Annotated in this window: 14 protein-coding genes; 7 read left to right on the top strand and 7 right to left on the bottom strand. The window is 40.7% G+C overall.

Annotated elements, in window-relative coordinates; translation table 11 throughout:
- The first annotated feature begins 100 nt into the window (after window positions 1-100).
- A complete protein-coding gene (locus tag AC0L4E_RS06910; RefSeq protein ID WP_473678570.1) occupies window positions 101-1,132 on the top strand; it encodes a GGDEF domain-containing protein in 1,032 nt (343 codons plus the stop codon).
- Window positions 1,133-1,529: 397 nt separating this feature from the next.
- Here the strand turns inward: AC0L4E_RS06910 and AC0L4E_RS06905 are convergent, their stop codons facing one another.
- The 6 genes from AC0L4E_RS06905 to AC0L4E_RS06880 all read right to left on the bottom strand — a co-directional run bounded on the left by AC0L4E_RS06905 (window position 1,530) and on the right by AC0L4E_RS06880 (window position 7,130).
- The gene (locus tag AC0L4E_RS06905) at window positions 1,530-2,105 is read right to left on the bottom strand and encodes a hypothetical protein (protein WP_102384115.1); all 576 of its coding nucleotides are present in this window, start codon (window positions 2,103-2,105) and stop codon (window positions 1,530-1,532) included.
- 183 nt (window positions 2,106-2,288) lie between these two features.
- The gene (locus tag AC0L4E_RS06900) at window positions 2,289-2,756 is read right to left on the bottom strand and encodes a hypothetical protein (RefSeq protein WP_473678569.1); all 468 of its coding nucleotides are present in this window, start codon (window positions 2,754-2,756) and stop codon (window positions 2,289-2,291) included.
- 139 nt (window positions 2,757-2,895) lie between these two features.
- Window positions 2,896-3,357, bottom strand: a complete 462-nt coding sequence (locus AC0L4E_RS06895; RefSeq protein ID WP_473678568.1) for a hypothetical protein — start codon at window positions 3,355-3,357, stop codon at window positions 2,896-2,898.
- 562 nt (window positions 3,358-3,919) lie between these two features.
- Window positions 3,920-5,167 (bottom strand): lipoprotein-releasing ABC transporter permease subunit LolE, encoded by a 1,248-nt coding sequence (gene lolE, locus AC0L4E_RS06890; protein ID WP_473678567.1) that lies wholly within the window; start codon window positions 5,165-5,167, stop codon window positions 3,920-3,922.
- Window positions 5,167-5,898 (bottom strand): lipoprotein-releasing ABC transporter ATP-binding protein LolD, encoded by a 732-nt coding sequence (gene lolD, locus AC0L4E_RS06885; RefSeq protein WP_473678566.1) that lies wholly within the window; start codon window positions 5,896-5,898, stop codon window positions 5,167-5,169. The genes lolE and lolD overlap by 1 nt, the downstream gene beginning before the upstream one ends.
- On the bottom strand, window positions 5,898-7,130 hold the full coding sequence (locus AC0L4E_RS06880) for a lipoprotein-releasing ABC transporter permease subunit (RefSeq protein WP_473678565.1): 1,233 nt from the start codon (window positions 7,128-7,130) through the stop codon (window positions 5,898-5,900). Before AC0L4E_RS06880 ends, lolD begins: the two co-directional genes overlap by 1 nt.
- A gap of 154 nt (window positions 7,131-7,284) precedes the next feature.
- On the opposite strand from AC0L4E_RS06880, the gene AC0L4E_RS06875 reads away from it, so the two are divergent.
- The 3 genes from AC0L4E_RS06875 to AC0L4E_RS06865 all read left to right on the top strand — a co-directional run bounded on the left by AC0L4E_RS06875 (window position 7,285) and on the right by AC0L4E_RS06865 (window position 12,596).
- Window positions 7,285-7,902: a hypothetical protein gene (locus AC0L4E_RS06875; RefSeq protein WP_473678564.1), complete on the top strand. Its 618-nt coding sequence runs from the start codon at window positions 7,285-7,287 to the stop codon at window positions 7,900-7,902.
- A 168-nt stretch (window positions 7,903-8,070) separates the two neighbouring features.
- Window positions 8,071-11,562 carry a transcription-repair coupling factor gene (gene mfd, locus AC0L4E_RS06870; protein ID WP_473678563.1) on the top strand — a complete coding sequence of 1,164 codons (3,492 nt, stop codon included), beginning with the start codon at window positions 8,071-8,073 and terminating at the stop codon, window positions 11,560-11,562.
- Entirely contained in the window at window positions 11,562-12,596 is a 1,035-nt protein-coding gene (locus AC0L4E_RS06865; protein WP_473678562.1) for a peptidoglycan binding protein CsiV, read from the top strand. The genes mfd and AC0L4E_RS06865 overlap by 1 nt, the downstream gene beginning before the upstream one ends.
- A 362-nt stretch (window positions 12,597-12,958) precedes the next feature.
- Here AC0L4E_RS06865 and nagZ read toward each other — a convergent pair whose 3' ends face one another.
- Entirely contained in the window at window positions 12,959-13,972 is a 1,014-nt protein-coding gene (nagZ, locus tag AC0L4E_RS06860) for a beta-N-acetylhexosaminidase (RefSeq protein ID WP_473678561.1), read from the bottom strand.
- 359 nt (window positions 13,973-14,331) lie between these two features.
- On the opposite strand from nagZ, the gene AC0L4E_RS06855 reads away from it, so the two are divergent.
- The 3 genes from AC0L4E_RS06855 to AC0L4E_RS06845 all read left to right on the top strand — a co-directional run bounded on the left by AC0L4E_RS06855 (window position 14,332) and on the right by AC0L4E_RS06845 (window position 18,694).
- A complete protein-coding gene (locus AC0L4E_RS06855) occupies window positions 14,332-15,708 on the top strand; it encodes an L-serine ammonia-lyase (protein ID WP_473678560.1) in 1,377 nt (458 codons plus the stop codon).
- Window positions 15,709-15,886: 178 nt separating this feature from the next.
- Window positions 15,887-16,633, top strand: a complete 747-nt coding sequence (locus AC0L4E_RS06850; RefSeq protein WP_473678559.1) for an HAD-IIA family hydrolase — start codon at window positions 15,887-15,889, stop codon at window positions 16,631-16,633.
- A gap of 387 nt (window positions 16,634-17,020) precedes the next feature.
- Window positions 17,021-18,694 (top strand): M28 family metallopeptidase, encoded by a 1,674-nt coding sequence (locus AC0L4E_RS06845; RefSeq protein WP_473678558.1) that lies wholly within the window; start codon window positions 17,021-17,023, stop codon window positions 18,692-18,694.
- The last annotated feature ends 275 nt before the right edge of the window (window positions 18,695-18,969 follow it).

Raw genomic sequence — 18,969 nt, 5'->3', positions numbered from 1 at the left:
AGCGTGAATATAATACCGCAATATACAAGAAGAAAATAAATGAGTATAGTTTCTGTAAAAACAACTTCATATCAACAAGATAGAATAATTACAAAAACTTATGACAGAGCATTCCAACCATAGCATTGAACGTATAGGCCGTTCGATATACCCATTTCGTATATTTGGTTTTATCCTGTTTGGTATTAGTATCTTTTTGTCATATTCAAAACAGGGATTGAGTCTAGACGCATGGGCTATCGGCGGTTTATTTATTTGTGCAATTTACCCTCAAGTTGTTTTCATTCGCTACTTGCGACATGAAACTCGTGAGACCGAAATAAGTCATATGTTTTGGGATATGGGCTTCCAAGGCATTTTGGTAGCACTAGTGAGCTTTACACCCAGTGTATTTTTGCCTTATATCATTGCCAATTCAGCAGCTAATTTTGCTCTACGCGGTTCAAAGCAGGCTCTCAAATCAGTATTGTTAGCAATAGCAACCGCACTCTCTGTTGGTTATCTAGCCGACAAGCCTTTAATTTTAAACGCTGACCCAATTGAATTAATTACCCCATGGCTCTATATGATCGCCGTTTGCCACTATATGGGTTATCTCTCTTATGTTCGTGGTATTGCTCTCATAAAGCGTAAGCGAAAAGCTGATGAACAAGCACAACTTGATTTCCTGACGGGTTTGAATAATCGCCGATATATGTTTAGCCAAGTAGCAGTTAATGACACCAAACCACGAGGCCAAACTTCAGTGATAATGGTCGACCTAGATCATTTTAAACAGATAAATGATCACTATGGACACGATCATGGCGATGCGGTGCTAGTTGAAGTTAGCGGATTGCTAAAGCAAAGCCTGCGTAGCACTGATGTCATCGCTCGTTGGGGTGGTGAGGAATTTCTAGTGTTATTGCCTAATACAGAACTGTCTGAAGGCTTCATATTAGCAGAGAAGATTCGAAGCATAATTGCCAGTCAAAGCATCTATTTCAATAATGTCGAACATCAAGTAACAGCGACTCTAGGAGTTGCCGCCTACAGTGCCAATGAAAACTTTGAAGAAACAATCACCAAGGCAGACGAAGCACTGTATAAAGGAAAACAACAGGGCAGAAATCGAGTTGTGAAAGTCAATTAAGAACCCAAACAAGGCTAATTGCGAACAACTAGGCATATAACACGTGCTGCCAACAGCTAATGATATTTATAGGCAGCTGGCAACAAATTCGTTTACACCTTAAATGAGCCTGCAACTAACTGTGCAATAAGCACCTCTGACTTGAAAAGGACCGTCTTAGGGTTAACAGATAAATGTCTAGCACCATGATATTTAAGCAAATTATTATGCAGCCATTATCGATAATGATTGCGATAATATCTATATTTACGCGATCTTTTAAGCTAACGCCGCATTAAGGTGTAAGCAACGCTACCACGACACTAAACCATTGCGCCTTAAACACAAAACCCAACGATGGAATAAAAAATGCCAAACGTTGGGAACCACGCTTAAATGCTTTGTTATGTAACGGTTACTACTGAGTCAAGCCATTAACCTTAAAGTCTGCTTTAAAGTCACCAAAAGCTTCAAGAGTTCGCTCAGTAGGATTCGGATAAAATACAGGTGTAAGTTTGTTATCTTTACAAAACTTAACCACCTCATACCCCATCAGCTCAAGTGCCTTTTTCTCTTGTTTGTCAGAAATGTTAGCATTCCGCCAATGATTGAAATAAATGCGGTCTTCAAAATTAGAAACTGCTTTTCCAACAACGCGAAGGTATTCTCTCTTCGAAATCTCACCAAAAGCTACATGAGGTAACTGAGCATCTAGAAATTCATAGAAGTGGATCGGATCGAAAACGCTATGATTTCGACACGCAGCCAACTGCTCTACAGCTTCGTAATGATTGATAAAACCGTTCGCGTTACTTCCCTCCAACGAGCACGTAAAGCCCAAATTATGATCCACAAACGCAAATAGAAACTTCTTTTGCGCCTTAGAGTAAGCAGTTTCAATAGCACAATTATGATACTGAATCGTAAAGAATGCGACTGCTACGTTTTGCTGTACCATTCTTTGTTCAAATGCTTGTATATTATTGAAAAACACTACAAATCCCTAAATTACTAACGTATATTTCTTAAATGGGGACTACTCACCGAGATTCAAGCACGTACTAAAAATTAGTTACATAACGCCTGCTTAAGCGGACTAAAATAGTGGGTTGTAATGTGTAGCAAAGTGAAACCTAACCCACTGTTTTAGTTCCGTTTAAAGCTCTTGTTAGCTGTATTATTTCATACCAAAATTAAGCGGTGGCAGTTCATTATGCACCTCAAAATATTTTTTAATCAACTGGTACTCCAACTCTTCAGGCGCTTGTCCATCACTTGAATGGTAAAAATCTACAACAATTTCATCAAGGTGTTTTGTATGCGCTAAAAAGTACATTAATCTTACGTTTGTTTTTTGTGACCTCTCGTTGAGGTTCCAAAATAAATCAGTACCGTCTAACGTCATATCTGATTGACTATTATAATTTTTAAACCTGTTTTGATAGCCATCTTTAGTGCAACCAATTTTTATTATGTTCGATTTACCAAAAAACCTGCAGATTTCATGATCTTTGTATCTAATAACGTATGCACCAATGTCATTAGAAAAATTAGAAACTTCAATTTTTCTTCGTTTTCTCGTTTCTTCAATTCTTCCATTACTGTTTAAAGTAAGCATCAACGGTAGAGTTTTATTACAAATCACAATTACAACTTATTTAACATTAAAATTAGAAACACAGATTTATACAGCTAACGCCCTGTTAAGGGGCAAATTGTAGTTGGCTAAAATGTGAAGCGAAGCGGAACCAGCCAACTGTTATTTGTCCCGCTTGAACAGCTTGTTAGCTCTTTTTATTGCGAGAATCTATCGCAGCCATTTTTTCTTTGATTTCGTCATCTGATAAATCAGAATACTTATCTAAATGTGGTAAATAATTAAGGCAGGTAAACAAATAATAAAAGCCTATTAAGTAGCCAACTAAACCAAAAGTTGGAACAAGTGGTTGAAAAAACCAGCCTAGTCCGAAAAAAATAAAAGCTTTAATAAAATAGTGCAGTGATGCGTAAATAATTAGTAGGAAGGTGTGATTAATTTCATTGTCATCCTCTGTGACAAACGTATTCAAGATAATCCAATCCCTAGAGTCTTTATCTTTTGATTTTTTGTTGAATATTTTTTCAATATGTTTTTTTGAAAGACTCGTTACTGACTGCCCAAGCAATAAAAACAACCAAAAAAATCCAGAGCCTAACGCGCCTTGAAATATAACGGGCCATTCTAATATTTTGTTTAAGATTTCCACAGTGTTTCCTTGAGAGCTAACAGCTTATTATACGGCTCGCCTGATAAAGTCGACCGTTTAAGTTATTGATTTATAACATCCTACATTTGCTATCTTATTGATGTAAAGCACTTTAAATTTCAATATTGGCAAAACAAAGCGTGCAAAAATTTTTTTGAATGTGACTTCTCAAATTTCATTCTGAAAAATATCAATATAATTAGAACCTTACAAAAAAATAGCGATAATCACACCTACAACTTATGGATAATTCTTGACCGACTAACTCAAGCATCTGTCACAAAACAGCCTAAAACCATTATAACTGTATAAACATACAGGTATAGATTTAAACGGGCAAAATTTGAGAATAAATGAGCGTGTGTCATTTAATTGGATTGATCCAAGGGGCTTGATTGGCGGTTCTACCACCGAGCGTTCTGAGGCAGGTAAATTACTATGGCTATGAATATGGCTAACAACCACGACTTTGACTTTGTTTTAAAGGTAAGGATTGATTAGCGTGCACATACGATAACTTTTTTCGTTTATCGTATGTGCACTTTTATACTGAGATTAAGCTTTAACGACCTGCAAGCGCTGATGCTGGGGCTATTTTAGTCGCTTTATATGCAGGGTAAATGGTGGCGAGTAAACTCATTACCAGCCCCATTCCCACCACCACAATCACATCTTGTTGTTGTAATTCAGAGGGTAAAAAGTCAATAAAATAAATATCAGAAGCCAATAACTGAATACCAAATGACTGCTCTATGAAACTGGCAAAGGTACTTAAGTTAGTTGCTAATATGACCCCGATGATTGCGCCAATGGAGCAGCCCAATAAGCCATTTAAGCCACCTTGCATGATGAATATCGCCATAACTGCGCCGCGCTTTAAGCCCATGGTCATTAAAATCGCAATTTCGGCACTTTTATCTCTAACAGCCATCACTAATGTCGAAACAATATTAAAGCACGCCACCGCAATAACCAGCGCTAACACCAGATACATTACCATTCTGACTAATTGAATATCTTGATATAAATGACCTTGAGAACGAGTCCAGTTGTTTAAGTGTAAATACTGGTTTTGAGCATAGCCTAAGTCACGGGTTATTCTTGGTGCACTGAAAACATTATTTACCGTGATCCTAAGCCCAGTAGCAGAGCCTTGTGGGATTTTTAATACCTTTGCAAGATATGACATCGACACATAAGCTTGAGTCGATTCGATTTCGCCGCCTAAATCATAAACTCCCGCCACAATAAATCGGTGACTTTTAGCGGCAGACAATTTGTTCGATTGACTCATATCTGGGGTATACATAGATAATGTATCGCCAACACTTAAGCCTAATTTATCTAATAAACTGCGGCCTAAGACAATGTTATTAACGGGTTCGTCTAATGCATTCCAGCTATCAGTTGACATAAATTCAGCGAGTGTTGATACATGCTGTTCAAATTCAGGTTCTATACCAGTTAGCTCTATGCCTTGAAATCCGCCCGGCTTTTGCACTAAACCTTGCAGCCGAATAAACGGTGCTGTTGCTACAATTTCTGGCATTTGCTTGGCCGTTTCAGCGATCCCTTGCCAATCATGTAATGGCTCGTTGACACTGAGTAACTCACCGTGAGAAACCACGCCTAATAAGCGTTGTTCTAATTCACGTTCAAAACCATTCATGGCAGATAACAACAAAATAAGCACTGCAACACCAAGCGCAATGCCCGCTGTCGAGGCAAATGAAATGAATCCAATAAATCCATTAGACTGCCTAGCACGATAAAATCGCCAACCTATTGTCAGCGGCAATAGTGATTTCATTAGCTATTTTCCACGGAATTGGCTTCGTTTAATGGTGAGTCATGCAAAGTTTGCAAAACGCCATCTTTCATCGTCAGTTGTCGGTCCATTTTGGCAGCAAGTTTATAGTCGTGAGTGACCACCACAAACGCTGTCCCTAATTGCTGAGCAAGTTCACGAATAAGCAAATAAACGCTGTCACCACTGTTGGCATCCAAGTTACCCGTAGGTTCATCTGCAAGTACCAGCTTAGGTTTATTGATGAGTGCCCGAGCAATAGCTACGCGTTGGCGTTCTCCGCCCGAAAGCTGTGCTGGAATATGTTGTAAACGGTGCCCTAACCCTACTCGCTCAAGTAACTCTGTCGCTTCTTTTAAAGTTTGCTTTTTATCTCGACCTTGTATAAACGCTGGCATGGCTACATTTTCAAGTGCCGAAAATTCAGGTAATAAATGATGGAACTGATAAATAAAGCCTAAATCTTGGTTACGGATTTCTGCCTGACGAGTGGCATTTAGTTGGTATAAATTCTCGCCATCGAGTAAAACTTCACCGGATGTCGGAATATCGAGTGTTCCCATAATATGCAGTAAGGTACTTTTGCCCGATCCAGAGCTACCGACGATGGCAAGTTGCTCACCTTTGAATACGTTCAAGTCAACATTCGTCAGTACTTTGGTGGTGTTTTCACCATCATGGAATTGTTTACTTACGTTGCTCACTTGCAAAATCACAGGGCGTTCATTATTCATTATTCATATCTCAATGCGGTTGCAGGCTGAACTCGAGCAGCGGTTAATGCAGGGTAAATGGTGGCAATAAGCGTCATTGCTAAGGTGCCTACAACGATGATAGCAATTTGGGGAACTGAAATAGCAACAGGTAACATTTGGCCAGTGCCAAGTACTGAAATACCCAGCACATTCAGTATCATGTTCAAATTCAGGGTAATCGTTACACCTGCGAGTGCGCCCAAAGCGAGACCAATGACAGCATTGAGTGACCCCTGAACAATAAAAATATTCATCACAGCTTGCGTTGTCAGACCTTGAGTTTTTAGCACTGCCACATCCGTGGTTTTATCTATTACCATCATCACTAATGCTGACACGATATTAAACGCGGCGACAGCCACAATCAGTGACAACATCAGCGACATCATGTTCTTTTCCATTTTTACAGCTGCAAATAAATGGCCGAAATCATCACGCCAATCTCGAGTCGTGATAGTAATTCCTTGCTGTTTAAATTCAGTCACTAAATTTTCGCCCATTTGCGGCGCCGAAAAAGGGTCAGCTAAATAAACACGAAGTTCGTTGATTTCACTTGGCTTTAACCGCATTAAACGTCTGGCATCTTTATAGTGAATATAGGCTAGCGCTGAATCGACTTGCGAGCCCATTTCAAACACCCCTGCTACAGTAAACTTACGCTGACTGGGAACAGGGCCAAGCGGTGAATACACCACACCGTCGCCACTAAGTAACCTGACTTTATCACCAATATTTATCGATAATTTTCGTGCAAGTTCGCTGCCTAACACAATGTTATAACTGCCAGGCGTGAGCTGCTCGAAAGCACTAGAATAGGTATTGGCAATAATCGCAGATAGGTTTTGCTCAAACTCAGGAAATACGCCATACACTTGCACAGCGCTAATGTTTTGACTGGATTGCACCATAGCTTGCGTGGTCACTGTAGGCGCAAGTCCATGTATTTGTGATTGGGCAGTTAATGATTGAGTTTGTTGTTGCCAGTCACTGAAACCAGCCTCATTGACTAAGGTAAGTTGCGGAACTGCACCAAGGATCCGTTCTTTAAGCTGGCCTTCTAAACCATTCATTACTGAGCTGACAATAATCAGCGCAGCCACACCTAAGAAAATTCCTGAAACGGCAAATAGAGTAATGAAAGATGCAAAAGCATTGGCTTTTCTTGTGCGCCAATAGCGGTAACCAATAAATAATGAAAACCGAAAATTCATAAAGAAAAATGCATCCCAGACGTAATTTGAATTAAAAAGGTGTTTATTGGAATAAAAAACAACCATTTAATTAAGCAAGTGGGCTAAAACTTGCTAAATGATAAAGATGAGCATGATAATAGGGGTATTAGTTTGATAAATAAAGAGGCAAACCTTGTTCACTGAATCCAATGCATATTTTACTGTGCCTCATCAATTTAATGTCTACCTTGAAACTTGGCCTGAATCGAAAGGGATCCCAACCGAAGAAGACTTGCGTTCAATGCAATCAGTTGGCTTAAAGCTGCTTTCAGAAGTGAAAGAGCTTGAAGCAAGCTGCCTTTTACAACTACGCAGTTTAGATAACGATGCTAAAGCCGTAGTGGACTTTTTAAAGCTTCAATCCCGTAAAGTCGATTTAGTGTTACATCATGTGTTAGAAAAAGAAGTTCAGTCTGGTGAGCAATTCCAAGGCTCTCATTTTGGTGGCAGCGGAATTAACTTAAAGTCAGACACACCATTAAACGTCGGCGATTACTTTAAAACTTCCATCTATATCAGCAGTGAACTGGTGGCGATTTTATGTTTATGTCAGGTGACTCAATGCCAAAGCTCTGATTCTCAAAACGCTGATACAGCTAACGAAGCCGCTAACACTGAAAGCTACAACATTAGCCTTGAATTTAGCCAAATATTGGATGCTGACGTCGAACAATTAGTTAAAGCCAGCTTAAATGTGCAACAAAAAATGCTTAAGATGCGTAAACAAAACCGCCAACAAGCTGCTGACTAACGAATATTTCCTGCAACTTAGCTTTTGCTCGCTTATAATAGCTGCCAGCAATAAAGGCAGCGAGGAAGCTTGCCTTGGTTATGACCCATTTAGACTATTTATTACCACTGGTATTAAATAATCAAACGGGATAAATCACCCATTTATAGAAGCCAACTTAGTAATTCAATGAAGAATTTTAGCGTGTTAACACCGCCTAGTGTCAAAAAAGGCCAACAATTTCAGACCTTATCTACTCTAGGGGGCGTTTCCCAAGCCATAACGCTTGCGAGTTTAATCACCCAGCATTCTGGCACCAGTTTAATCGTTACCAGCGACACACCAAGTGCATTACAACTGGAAGTGGAACTCGCCTATTTATTGTCTCAGTCTGATGTCAATGTGTGTTTATTTCCCGATAGAGAAACCTTGCCTTATGACAGTTTCTCCCCTCATCAGGATTTGATTTCTCAACGTTTAGAAACGTTAGCTCAAATGAGTCAAAGCCAGCACAATGTCATTATTGTGCCGGTGAACACTTTAATGGTGAAGTTGCCACCTAAGTCGTTTTTGACCGCTAATGTCATGTTGCTCAAAAAAGGTGATACCTATAGCTTGCAGCAAGTTAGGCAGCACCTGACAGATACAGGTTACTATTTAGTTGACCAAGTCTATGAACACGGTGAGTTTGCTATTCGCGGCTCGATTATGGATATCTTTCTAACAGGTTCTGATGAACCATTACGTATAGAATTGTTTGATGATGAAGTTGAGTCAATTCGCTATTTTGATGTAGATACCCAGCGCTCGAAACAAGAAGTCGATGCGGTGCGTATGTTGCCAGCAAAAGAGTTTCCTACGGACGCTGCTGGTATTGAAGGCTTTAGACAACGTTATCGTCGCCGCTTTGAAGTCATCTCTAAAGAAGCAGAATCTGTATATCAATTAGTGAGCCGCAACTTAATGCCAGCGGGTATTGAGAACTACTTGCCGCTATTTTTTGATGACTCCGCCAACTTATTTGATTATCTGCCAGAGAACACGCAGCTGATCACTTTAGGCGATATCGAGCAAGCCAGTCAAAATCACTTAACTGAGATTAATGCTCGTTATGAAGACAGACGTGTAGATCCATTAAGACCCCTTTTAGCCCCGCAAGAGCTTTATTTACTGATTGATGAGCTCTTTGCGCTGTTTAAAAATTATCAGCGTTCACAGTTTGCGTTAAGCACTGAAGAAAATACTAAAGCGCAGCCTGCTAATGTCTCTGCATTGCCCGACATTAATGCCAATCATAAATTAAAGCAGCCGCTGATTAACCTGCAACAATACAGCGAAAACAATAAGCTGCTGGTGTTTTGTGCAGAATCAGAAGGCCGCCGCGAAGCTTTAATCGAACTATTAGCCAAAATAGACATTAAGCCCAAGCTATTTGCTCATCTTGATGAATACCTCAATGCCAAAACGGTAAAAGACAATATTGGCCTTGTGGTGTCACCGCTGTCTCGTGGTTGTGTCATCCATGACTCGCCTAAAGGTGAAGTTAGTATTATTTGTGAGACCGAGTTATTTGGTCAACGAATTTCACAGCAACGCCGCCGAGAAAAACAAAAGCAAGTTAGTTCTGATGTATTAGTTAAAAACCTTGCAGAACTAAAAGTCGGTGAGCCCATTGTCCACCTTGAGCACGGTGTTGCTCTTTATAAAGGCTTAGTGACACTCGATACAGGCGGTCTTGTCGCTGAATATTTACAGCTTGAATACACAGGCGGCGACAAACTTTACGTCCCAGTATCTTCTTTGCATTTAATCAGCCGTTACAGTGTCGGCGCCGATGAAACGCCTAGCTTAAATAAACTTGGCAATGAAACTTGGGCGAAAGCCAAGAAAAAAGCCATTGAAAAAATTCGCGATGTGGCAGCTGAATTACTCGATGTTTATGCACGTAGACAAGCTCGCCCTGGCGATGCGATGAAAATTGAAGCTGAGGAATATGCCCAGTTTGCCCAAGGTTTCCCATTTGAAGAAACCGTCGATCAAGAAACGGCTATTGAAGCTGTTTTAACTGACATGCAAACTCCAATGGCAATGGACAGATTAGTCTGTGGTGATGTTGGTTTTGGTAAAACCGAAGTGGCCATGCGCGCCGCATTTGTCGCCGTCAATGCTGGCAAACAAGTGGTCGTGCTCGTGCCAACTACCCTACTTGCCCAGCAGCATTATGAGAACTTTAAAGACCGTTTTGCCGATTGGCCTGTGGTGATTGAGGTGATGTCGCGTTTTCGTTCCTTAAAAGAGCAAAACCAAGTATTACAACAGCTATCAGAAGGTAAAGTGGATATCGTTATTGGTACCCACAAACTACTTCAGGCTGAAGCAAACTTTGATAATTTGGGTTTATTAGTGATTGACGAAGAGCACCGCTTTGGTGTGCGTCAAAAAGAGAAAATCAAAGCATTACGTGCCAATGTCGATATTCTCACCTTAACTGCGACGCCAATTCCACGTACTTTAAACATGGCCATGTCTGGCATGCGTGATTTATCAATTATCGCCACGCCACCCGCTAAACGTTTAGCGGTTAAAACTTTTGTCCGTGAATACGATATCGCAACAGTAAGAGAAGCCATTTTACGTGAGATCCTCCGTGGTGGTCAGGTTTACTTTTTACATAATAACGTTGAAACCATCGAAAAATGCGCCCAAGACATTCGTGAGTTACTGCCTGAGGCCCGAGTCGTTACGGCCCATGGGCAAATGCGTGAACGTGAACTTGAAAAAGTGATGTCAGAGTTCTACCACCAGCGATTTAACGTTTTGGTTTGTACCACGATTATTGAAACCGGTATTGATGTTCCTAGTGCAAACACCATCATTATTGATCGCGCTGATAAATTTGGCTTAGCTCAGTTACATCAACTGCGTGGCCGTGTCGGTCGCTCGCATCATCAAGCCTACGCTTATTTGATGACCCCGCACCCTAAGCTTATGAGTGCAGATGCCCGTAAACGTCTTGCCGCCATTGATGCATTAGAAGATTTAGGCGCAGGATTCATGCTTGCAACTCAAGATTTAGAAATCCGCGGCGCTGGCGAGTTACTTGGTGACGAACAAAGTGGCCATATTTCAAAAATTGGCTTCAGTCTTTATATGGAAATGCTTGAATCAGCAGTAAAAGCATTAAAAGAAGGCAAAGAGCCTTCACTCGCTTACATGCTTAATTCTCAATGTGAAGTGGACTTACGTATTCCAGCATTATTGCCGGATGATTATGTATCCGACGTTAATATGCGTTTGTCTTTATACAAACGTATTGCCAATTGCGAAACCGAAAAAATGCTTGATGAGCTTAAAGTTGAGTTTATTGACCGCTTTGGCTTACTGCCTGATGCGACCCGTAATTTAATGGAGCTTACCCTTTATAAGCACCAAGCGACTGCACTGGGTGCAAGTAAAATTGAAATGCATGCTAAAGGCGGCAGTATCGAATTTACTGACGACCATAAAATTGACCCTATGTTTATCATTGGTTTATTACAAAGCCAGCCACAAACTTATCGAATGGAAGGCTCAAATAAGTTAAAGTTCACTATGCCTGCAGAAACAAGCAAACAACGTCTAGACTTAATTAAGACATTGTTAGAGCAATTAGCTAAACACCGTATTGGAGAAACTAAATAGTGCTGCGTAACTTTGCTATTTCCATTGCCGCTTTAACAGCGATGACTGTATCGATTCAAGCTCAAGCAAAATCTTGGTTTGAGGTTGAAGTATTTGTATTCGAAAGACAGTCAAACAGCTTAGAGCAGTGGCAAGAAAACACTGCAATGCCTGCTAACCGCAAGAATATCGACTTAATCACGCCAATGATCAGTAATGACATTACCGGTGTTGCGCTAGGTTTAGCGGGTTGTACCTCTACAGACTGGACCAGCAGTGAAGTCGATTGCCAAGACCCATTAGTCAGTGCAAATAAAACGACTTTCCCAAGCCAAGTACCATTATCAATTGCAGCTAGTGAGCCTCAAGTGGCTTATTTAGAAGAAGGCCCCCTGCTATTAGCTGAGTCTCAAAGTGAATTTGCAGAAATCATTAAAACGGTTCGTCGTGAGAAAGATGTGCGCAGTTTATTGCACTTAACTTGGCAGCAAGATATGCAGTCACGCAACCGTGCTAGACCTATTCGTATTTTTGCAGGTAAAGACTTCTCAGAAGAATTTGATTATGCAGGACACCCTGTTACAGAAGAAATTGAAGATGAATTCACTACATTTGATTTCTCTTCATCGTTTGGCAGTTTTGTTGATGAGCCGCAAACTGAACCAGTATGGGAACTAGACGGAAATATTAATATTTATCTTAGCCATTATTTGTTTATTGAAACCAACCTTGCCTTGCGTAAGCCTATTCAAAAGCAGACTAACACTAACGATTACTATCAATACAGTACCGATGGCAATGATGAGAAAGTCATGAGCCCATTCCTACAATCTATTCCTATGGTTCAAAACCGTCGGGTAAGATCTGGTGAAGTGCATTATTTTGATCACCCAAACATGGGGATTATCATGCAAATCAGAAAGATGGAACAACCTACGACGACTAAGCCTGTAGATTTAGTACTTGAGGATGATTCACAGATTGAATTAAATGCTGAACCTGTAACTGAAGCGATGGCTTCTGGCATCGATTCGACTCAAAATCAGCTTAATTAAATGCTGGCTTGATTAAGCATTTAGTAAGTAGCTTTAGCAAAAATTAAAACCGAATGTATCGTATTAACAATACATTCGGTTTTTTTACATAAAAAAACAGCTAACCATTCGGCTAGCTGTATTAAGCAAAAATTTGCAAATAATATGACATTGATATAAATGAGTTTAAGTCGCATGTTAAACTCACCTGTATCATTTTGTAACACACCCACAACATTTATGCTAACAATTAAAGTTTAACTGCTCAGCAATTAACCAAACGGAAAGTTTCTCTTTAGCAAATCGCAAAAAGTCCCTTACACCACCGTTGTAATTAGTCAGTTAAAAAGTCTCTTTCTCAATCAACTAGCTGATAAAAGTAATCACTTAGCCAAAATTTGCTTGGCTAACATCTGCGCTTTTTCCCAACGCTCAGTTGAGCCAAGACCAATCATCACTTGCGCCATATCCGCTTTAAGTCGCTGGGCATTTGATTTTGGCCCCTGTGCAGGCCAAGTGAACTCCGACAATAACGTTTTCACCCCTTCTGGGTCATTACATACCAAAATCATATCGCAGCCTGCAGATAATGCAGCTTGGGCACGCCCTAAATAATCACCGGCAAATGAAGCCCCTTTCATACCTAAATCGTCTGAAAAAATAACCCCATCAAATGCTAAATCTTGGCGCAATACATCTTGAAGCCAATAAGATGAAAAGCCCGCTGGATTAGAATCCACCTGTGTATAAACCACATGTGCTGGCATCACCCCATTAAGCTGTTGTTTAGCCATCAGCTGTTTGAATGGCTTAATATCATGGTTAAAGATGTCTTCTTTAGGGCGGTTATCTTCAGCCATTGCCACATGAGTATCGGCTTTAACGCTGCCGTGACCAGGAAAGTGCTTACCAACAGCAGCCATGCCGGCTTGATTCATTCCATCAATAAAGCTTGAAGCTAATGCACTCACGTCATCAGGGTTAGGACTAAAACTTCGTGTTCCAATTACGTCACTAATGCCATTAACATCAAGAACTGGGGCAAAACTTAAGTCGATATCACAGGCAAGCAATTCGATAGCCATCAAGAAGCCAAGTTCTTTGCTCCAGCGCTGCGCTAATGCCATATCACCTTTGGCTGCTGGCAATATATCTCCCATTGCAGGGATAAGGGTAAACTCTTCTCTAAAGCGTTGTACTCGGCCACCTTCGTGATCAACTGCAATCAATAAATCAGCACGAATCCTGCGTACCGACTTCACAAGCTCTATCAGCTGCGCTTTATTAGAAAAATTACGGGTAAATAAAATAATTCCACCCACTTGTGGGTGCTGTAATAAAACCGCTTCTTCTTCGCTGACTCTGAGTCCAGCTAAATCCATCATTAAATAACTCACGCGTACTCCTATTAATACCGTAACGCTAAGCCCTTGATTGTCCATATTACAAAATAGTCGCCACTGTGATCTTGGTTACAATAACTTCAACTAATCTGAAGTTCATCGCATAAATAAATCTAATGCGCGATCTAATAAAAAGTATGGGATACTCAGTAAAATAACAAGCAAAGTTTGAAAAGCCGTTAGGCAAATACTGCTAAAAAGTCTGTTTTTAATAACGACTATTATGCAGAGAAACAAAGGCTAGAGATACAGTTAACCAAGAATTGTTAAGCTGATTTTTAGCTTTCTCAACCGCCACGGTAAAATAATAAACGACTATAATAATAAACGACTGAGTATATAGGTTGATAACAATGATTAGCGTATTTGATATGTTCAAAATCGGTATAGGGCCATCGAGTTCCCATACTGTCGGACCAATGAAAGCCGGTAAGCTGTTTATGCAGCATTTAGCAAACCAAGGTTTGTTAGAAACAACCGATGAATTACGTTCAGAACTGTTTGGTTCGTTAGGCCAGACAGGTAAAGGTCATGGTACAGGTAAAGCGGTTATTTTAGGCCTAATGGGTGAAGATCCTGATACCGTTGATACTGATGCCATTGATAACATTCTTGAGCAAGTCTCCGCTAATCAAACATTGATACTCGCAGATGGACGCCCAGTTAAATTTACCCGTGATAACGGCATTACCTATCATCGCCGCAAAAGTTTACCTGCTCATGCTAACGCGATGACCTTATATGCATTTAGCCAAGGTGAATGCATATATGAACGAACTTATTACTCAGTGGGTGGCGGTTTCATTCTTGATGAAGATGAAATAACCCAAACTAACGCATCCCCTGCTACCCCAATCAAATCAGCTCCTTATGACTTTGATTCTGCAAGCCAATTATTAGATGTGTGTTGTGATAACGGGTTAAGTATCTCATCACTTATGATGGCTAATGAGCTCAGCATCGCCTCTGAAGAAGACGTAAAACAAGGTTTGTGGGATATCTGGCAAACCATGAAAAACTGTATCGAACGTGGTTATCAAAAAGAAGGCATGTTACCTGGTGGCTTAAAACTTCGTCGCCGCGCCCCTGCGCTTTATCGTCGTTTGCAAGCTGAAGGCCGTAATAACATGGATCCATTAACGGCAATGGATTGGGTTGATTTATTCGCGCTGTCAGTTAATGAACAAAATGCCGCGGGTGATCGTGTGGTTACAGCGCCGACTAATGGCGCTGCAGGTATCATCCCTGCTGTACTGTGTTATTACCACACCTTCGTGCAAGAAGTGGACATTGATGTATGTTGTCGCTATCTATTAACTGCCGCAGCTATTGGTATTTTATATAAGAAAAATGCCTCTATTTCGGGTGCAGAGGTCGGTTGCCAAGGTGAAGTGGGCGTAGCTTGCTCAATGGCTGCTGCTGCATTAACTGAAATCATGGGCGGCACAGTCGAACATGTAGAAAATGCCGCTGAAATCGGTATGGAACATAATCTCGGTCTCACATGCGATCCTGTCGGCGGCTTAGTGCAAGTGCCTTGTATTGAGCGCAACGCAATGGGTGCTGTTAAAGCCATTAACGCTTCGCGTATGGCACTTCGAGGTGACGGTAATCATAAAGTAAGCTTAGATAAAGTGATTAAAACCATGATGGATACCGGTAAAGATATGCGCAGTAAATACAAAGAAACCGCCAAAGGTGGATTAGCGGTTAATATTGTTGAATGTTAAATCTGCTAACTCGCTCAGAGTGCGATGTATTAAAACACTAGAGCACCGTTTTACAGCTTAGTGATGACGACAAAAGAGGCTATTTAGCCTCTTTTTTGTTTAAAGCGTGAGCCTTTTGATTGTTTTTTAGTTAAAAATACTTTTAGATGTGAATGCATTCATCAATAAAGAGCAATCAATGAAAAATATTATCTGCGATATCGATGGCGTTTTACTGCACGACAACAAGCTCATTCCTGGAAGTGATAAATTTATCCATAGAGTGCTCGAACAAGGTAACCCTCTGGTTATTCTTACCAACTACCCCGTCCAAACTGGCAAAGACTTACAAAACCGTCTTGGCGCTGCTGGAATTAATGTTCCTGAAACTTGTTTTTACACATCAGCAATGGCTACAGCGGACTTTTTAAAGCACCAAAAAGGCAGTAAAGCATACGTTATTGGTGAAGGTGCCCTGACTCACGAGCTTTATAATGCTGGCTTTACGATTACTGATATTAATCCTGACTTTGTGATTGTCGGTGAGACTCGCTCATTTAACTGGGACATGATCCACAAAGCGTCGCGCTTTATCGCTGATGGTGCTCGTTTTATTGCCACAAATCCCGATACCCATGGCCCGGCATACAGTCCAGCTTGTGGCGCTTTATGCTCGCCTATCGAACGCATTACAGGTAAAAAGCCTTTTTATGTGGGCAAACCAAGCTCATGGATCATACGTTCGGCGTTAAACCACATTAAAGGGCATTCAGAAAATACCGTCATTATTGGTGACAACATGCGCACCGATATATTGGCCGGTTTTCAAGCGGGTCTTGAAACGATTTTAGTGACCAGCGGTGTCAGTCAAATGGCCGGTATCGATAAAGAACCGTTCAGACCTAACCATGTATTTAAATGTGCTGGCGATATCGATGTGGTCTAAGACACAGTTAAAACCAAGATAAAGCTAAAGCTAAAGCTAAGTTAAAACAGAATTAAGCCTAAGCTAAGTCTATATCCTAGCTAAAGACTCAACCTCATTCTATTTAAGTTTACAGAGCATTCAGTGATAACAGTCTCACTGTAATGCTCTGTTAAACCACTATTATTTAGATGAATCTGCTACACATTCATTCGGTTAACATTAGGTAACATAATTTCAGGCTTGGACACTTGTTTGAGATATTTGCTTGATTCATTATGCCTTCATAGTAATAACCCTTGTGTGCCTGAATCGTGAATTCATTGAAAGAAGTTCACCTATGAAATCGTTACGTTATTTTCTGAATTCTGGCCCCGATATAATCTAAAAATAACAATAGGATTACCTATGAAGCAATTACTCCCTTTATGTGCGCTTGCCTTATTAAGTGCATGTAGCCCACAAAGTTCGGATAAAACCGAATCAGTGACTACTCAGGTAGCTGCTAAAGCAGAAACGACCTCAGCGATAAGTTTTGATGAAGCTCGTTTTCGAAACGATATAAAAACCCTTTCTTCAGATGAATTTGAAGGCCGCGCACCCACGACAAAGGGCGAAAAGCTCACATTAGACTATTTGTCAGTCGCTTTTAAAGAAATGGGATTAGACACAACATACCAAGATACCTATCTACAACCAGTGCCTATGGTGAGTTATACCGCAAGCGAAGCGCAAAAAATTAGCTTGGCTGGTATTAGCATGAACTACCGAGAGGATATCGTGTTAAGCACCCGTCATGACAAAGGCGGCGTTGATATTAAAGATGCCCCACTCGTTTTTGTTGGTTATGGCGTTAATGCACCTGAGTATCAGTGGAACGATTATCAAGACCTCGATATGAAAGGAAAAATCGCAGTTATCTTAGTGAATGACCCAGGATTTGCCCATCCTGAATCCGATAAGTTCAACGGCAAAGCTATGACTTACTATGGTCGTTGGAGTTACAAGTTTGAAGAAGCCAGTCGCCAAGGGGCATTAGGTGCCATTATCATCCATGATACTGCCCCAGCATCTTACCCATGGGCAGTCGTTGAAAACAGTTGGACTGGCGCTCAACAAGATTTGGTCTTCAGTCAAGAAGTACAAGACGCACGTATTGATGTTGAAGGGTGGATAACAATGGACAGCGCTAAAGCCTTGTTCAAAAAAGCTGGCTTTGAACTAGAACCATTAATGGCACGCGCAGCAGATAGCGCGATTAATTTAGAATTAAACCAAACCGCCGACATTAGTTTTTCCAGTAAAGCTGAATACGCAGACAGCTATAATGTTGTTGCAACACTTCCAGGTAGTGATGCCGCCCAAGAACATATTTTGTTTACAGCTCACTGGGATCATATTGGTATTGATGAAACAAAAGATGGCGATAACATCTATAATGGCGCACTTGATAATGCATCGGGTACCGCTGGTATTTTAGAAATCGCTCGCCAGTTTGCAGCGCAAGCAAAACAAGGTAATGGGCTAAAACGTTCGCTGACCTTTATTGCAACAACAGGTGAAGAACAAGGTTTACTCGGTTCGCGTTATTACGCAGCAAACCCAATCTACCTGATTGATAAAACCGTTGCAGTGTTTAACTTAGACAGCACAAATGTTTACGGTAAAACCCAAGATTACACAATCGTTGGTAAAGGTCAGTCTGAACTTGAAGCATACTTAATAGAAGCTGCTAAAGGGCAAAACAGAGCTGCAACCCGTGAACGTAACCCTGCATCAGGCGGATTCTTCCGCTCAGATCATTTTAGCTTTGCAAAACTGGGCGTACCTGCAGTATTTGCCGGTGGCGGCAGTGTTCCGCTAGATGAAGCCACTGCACAATATAAAGAGGCTATGCAGGCACAAATGAAAGGTTGTTATCACAATGTCTGCGACCATTATCGAGCTGATTGGGATTTATCTGGCGCATTGCAAGACTTAGCTGTTTACTATCAAGCTGCACAAGCGCTGGCTAATAATCAAGATTGGCCTGGGTATTACAATGGGTCGGAGTTTAACAGTTTACGACCAGCTAAAGACTGACTCAGCTAGCTCCACTTATTTTACAACAATATCCCTTGGTGAAATCTCCCAAGGGATTTTTGTTTAAATTAACAGCAAATAAATCACTTTTATCACCGTTTTAATTTAGCTCGTTATGATTCCATAATCTCAAATAGGTTTATGGAATAATCGGGCAAAAATCAATATTCAACAATAATCTAATTCAATTATTAAACGATCCTCAAAATCACGCCACACAAAAACATATTAACACCACTAAAAGCGCTAAAGTGATGAGAATAATTCAATAAACG

This window comes from Shewanella sp. GJ50-10, from assembly GCF_055808815.1.
Note: the sequence above shows the minus strand (reverse complement) of the source record. Positions and strands in the feature narration are given on the sequence as shown.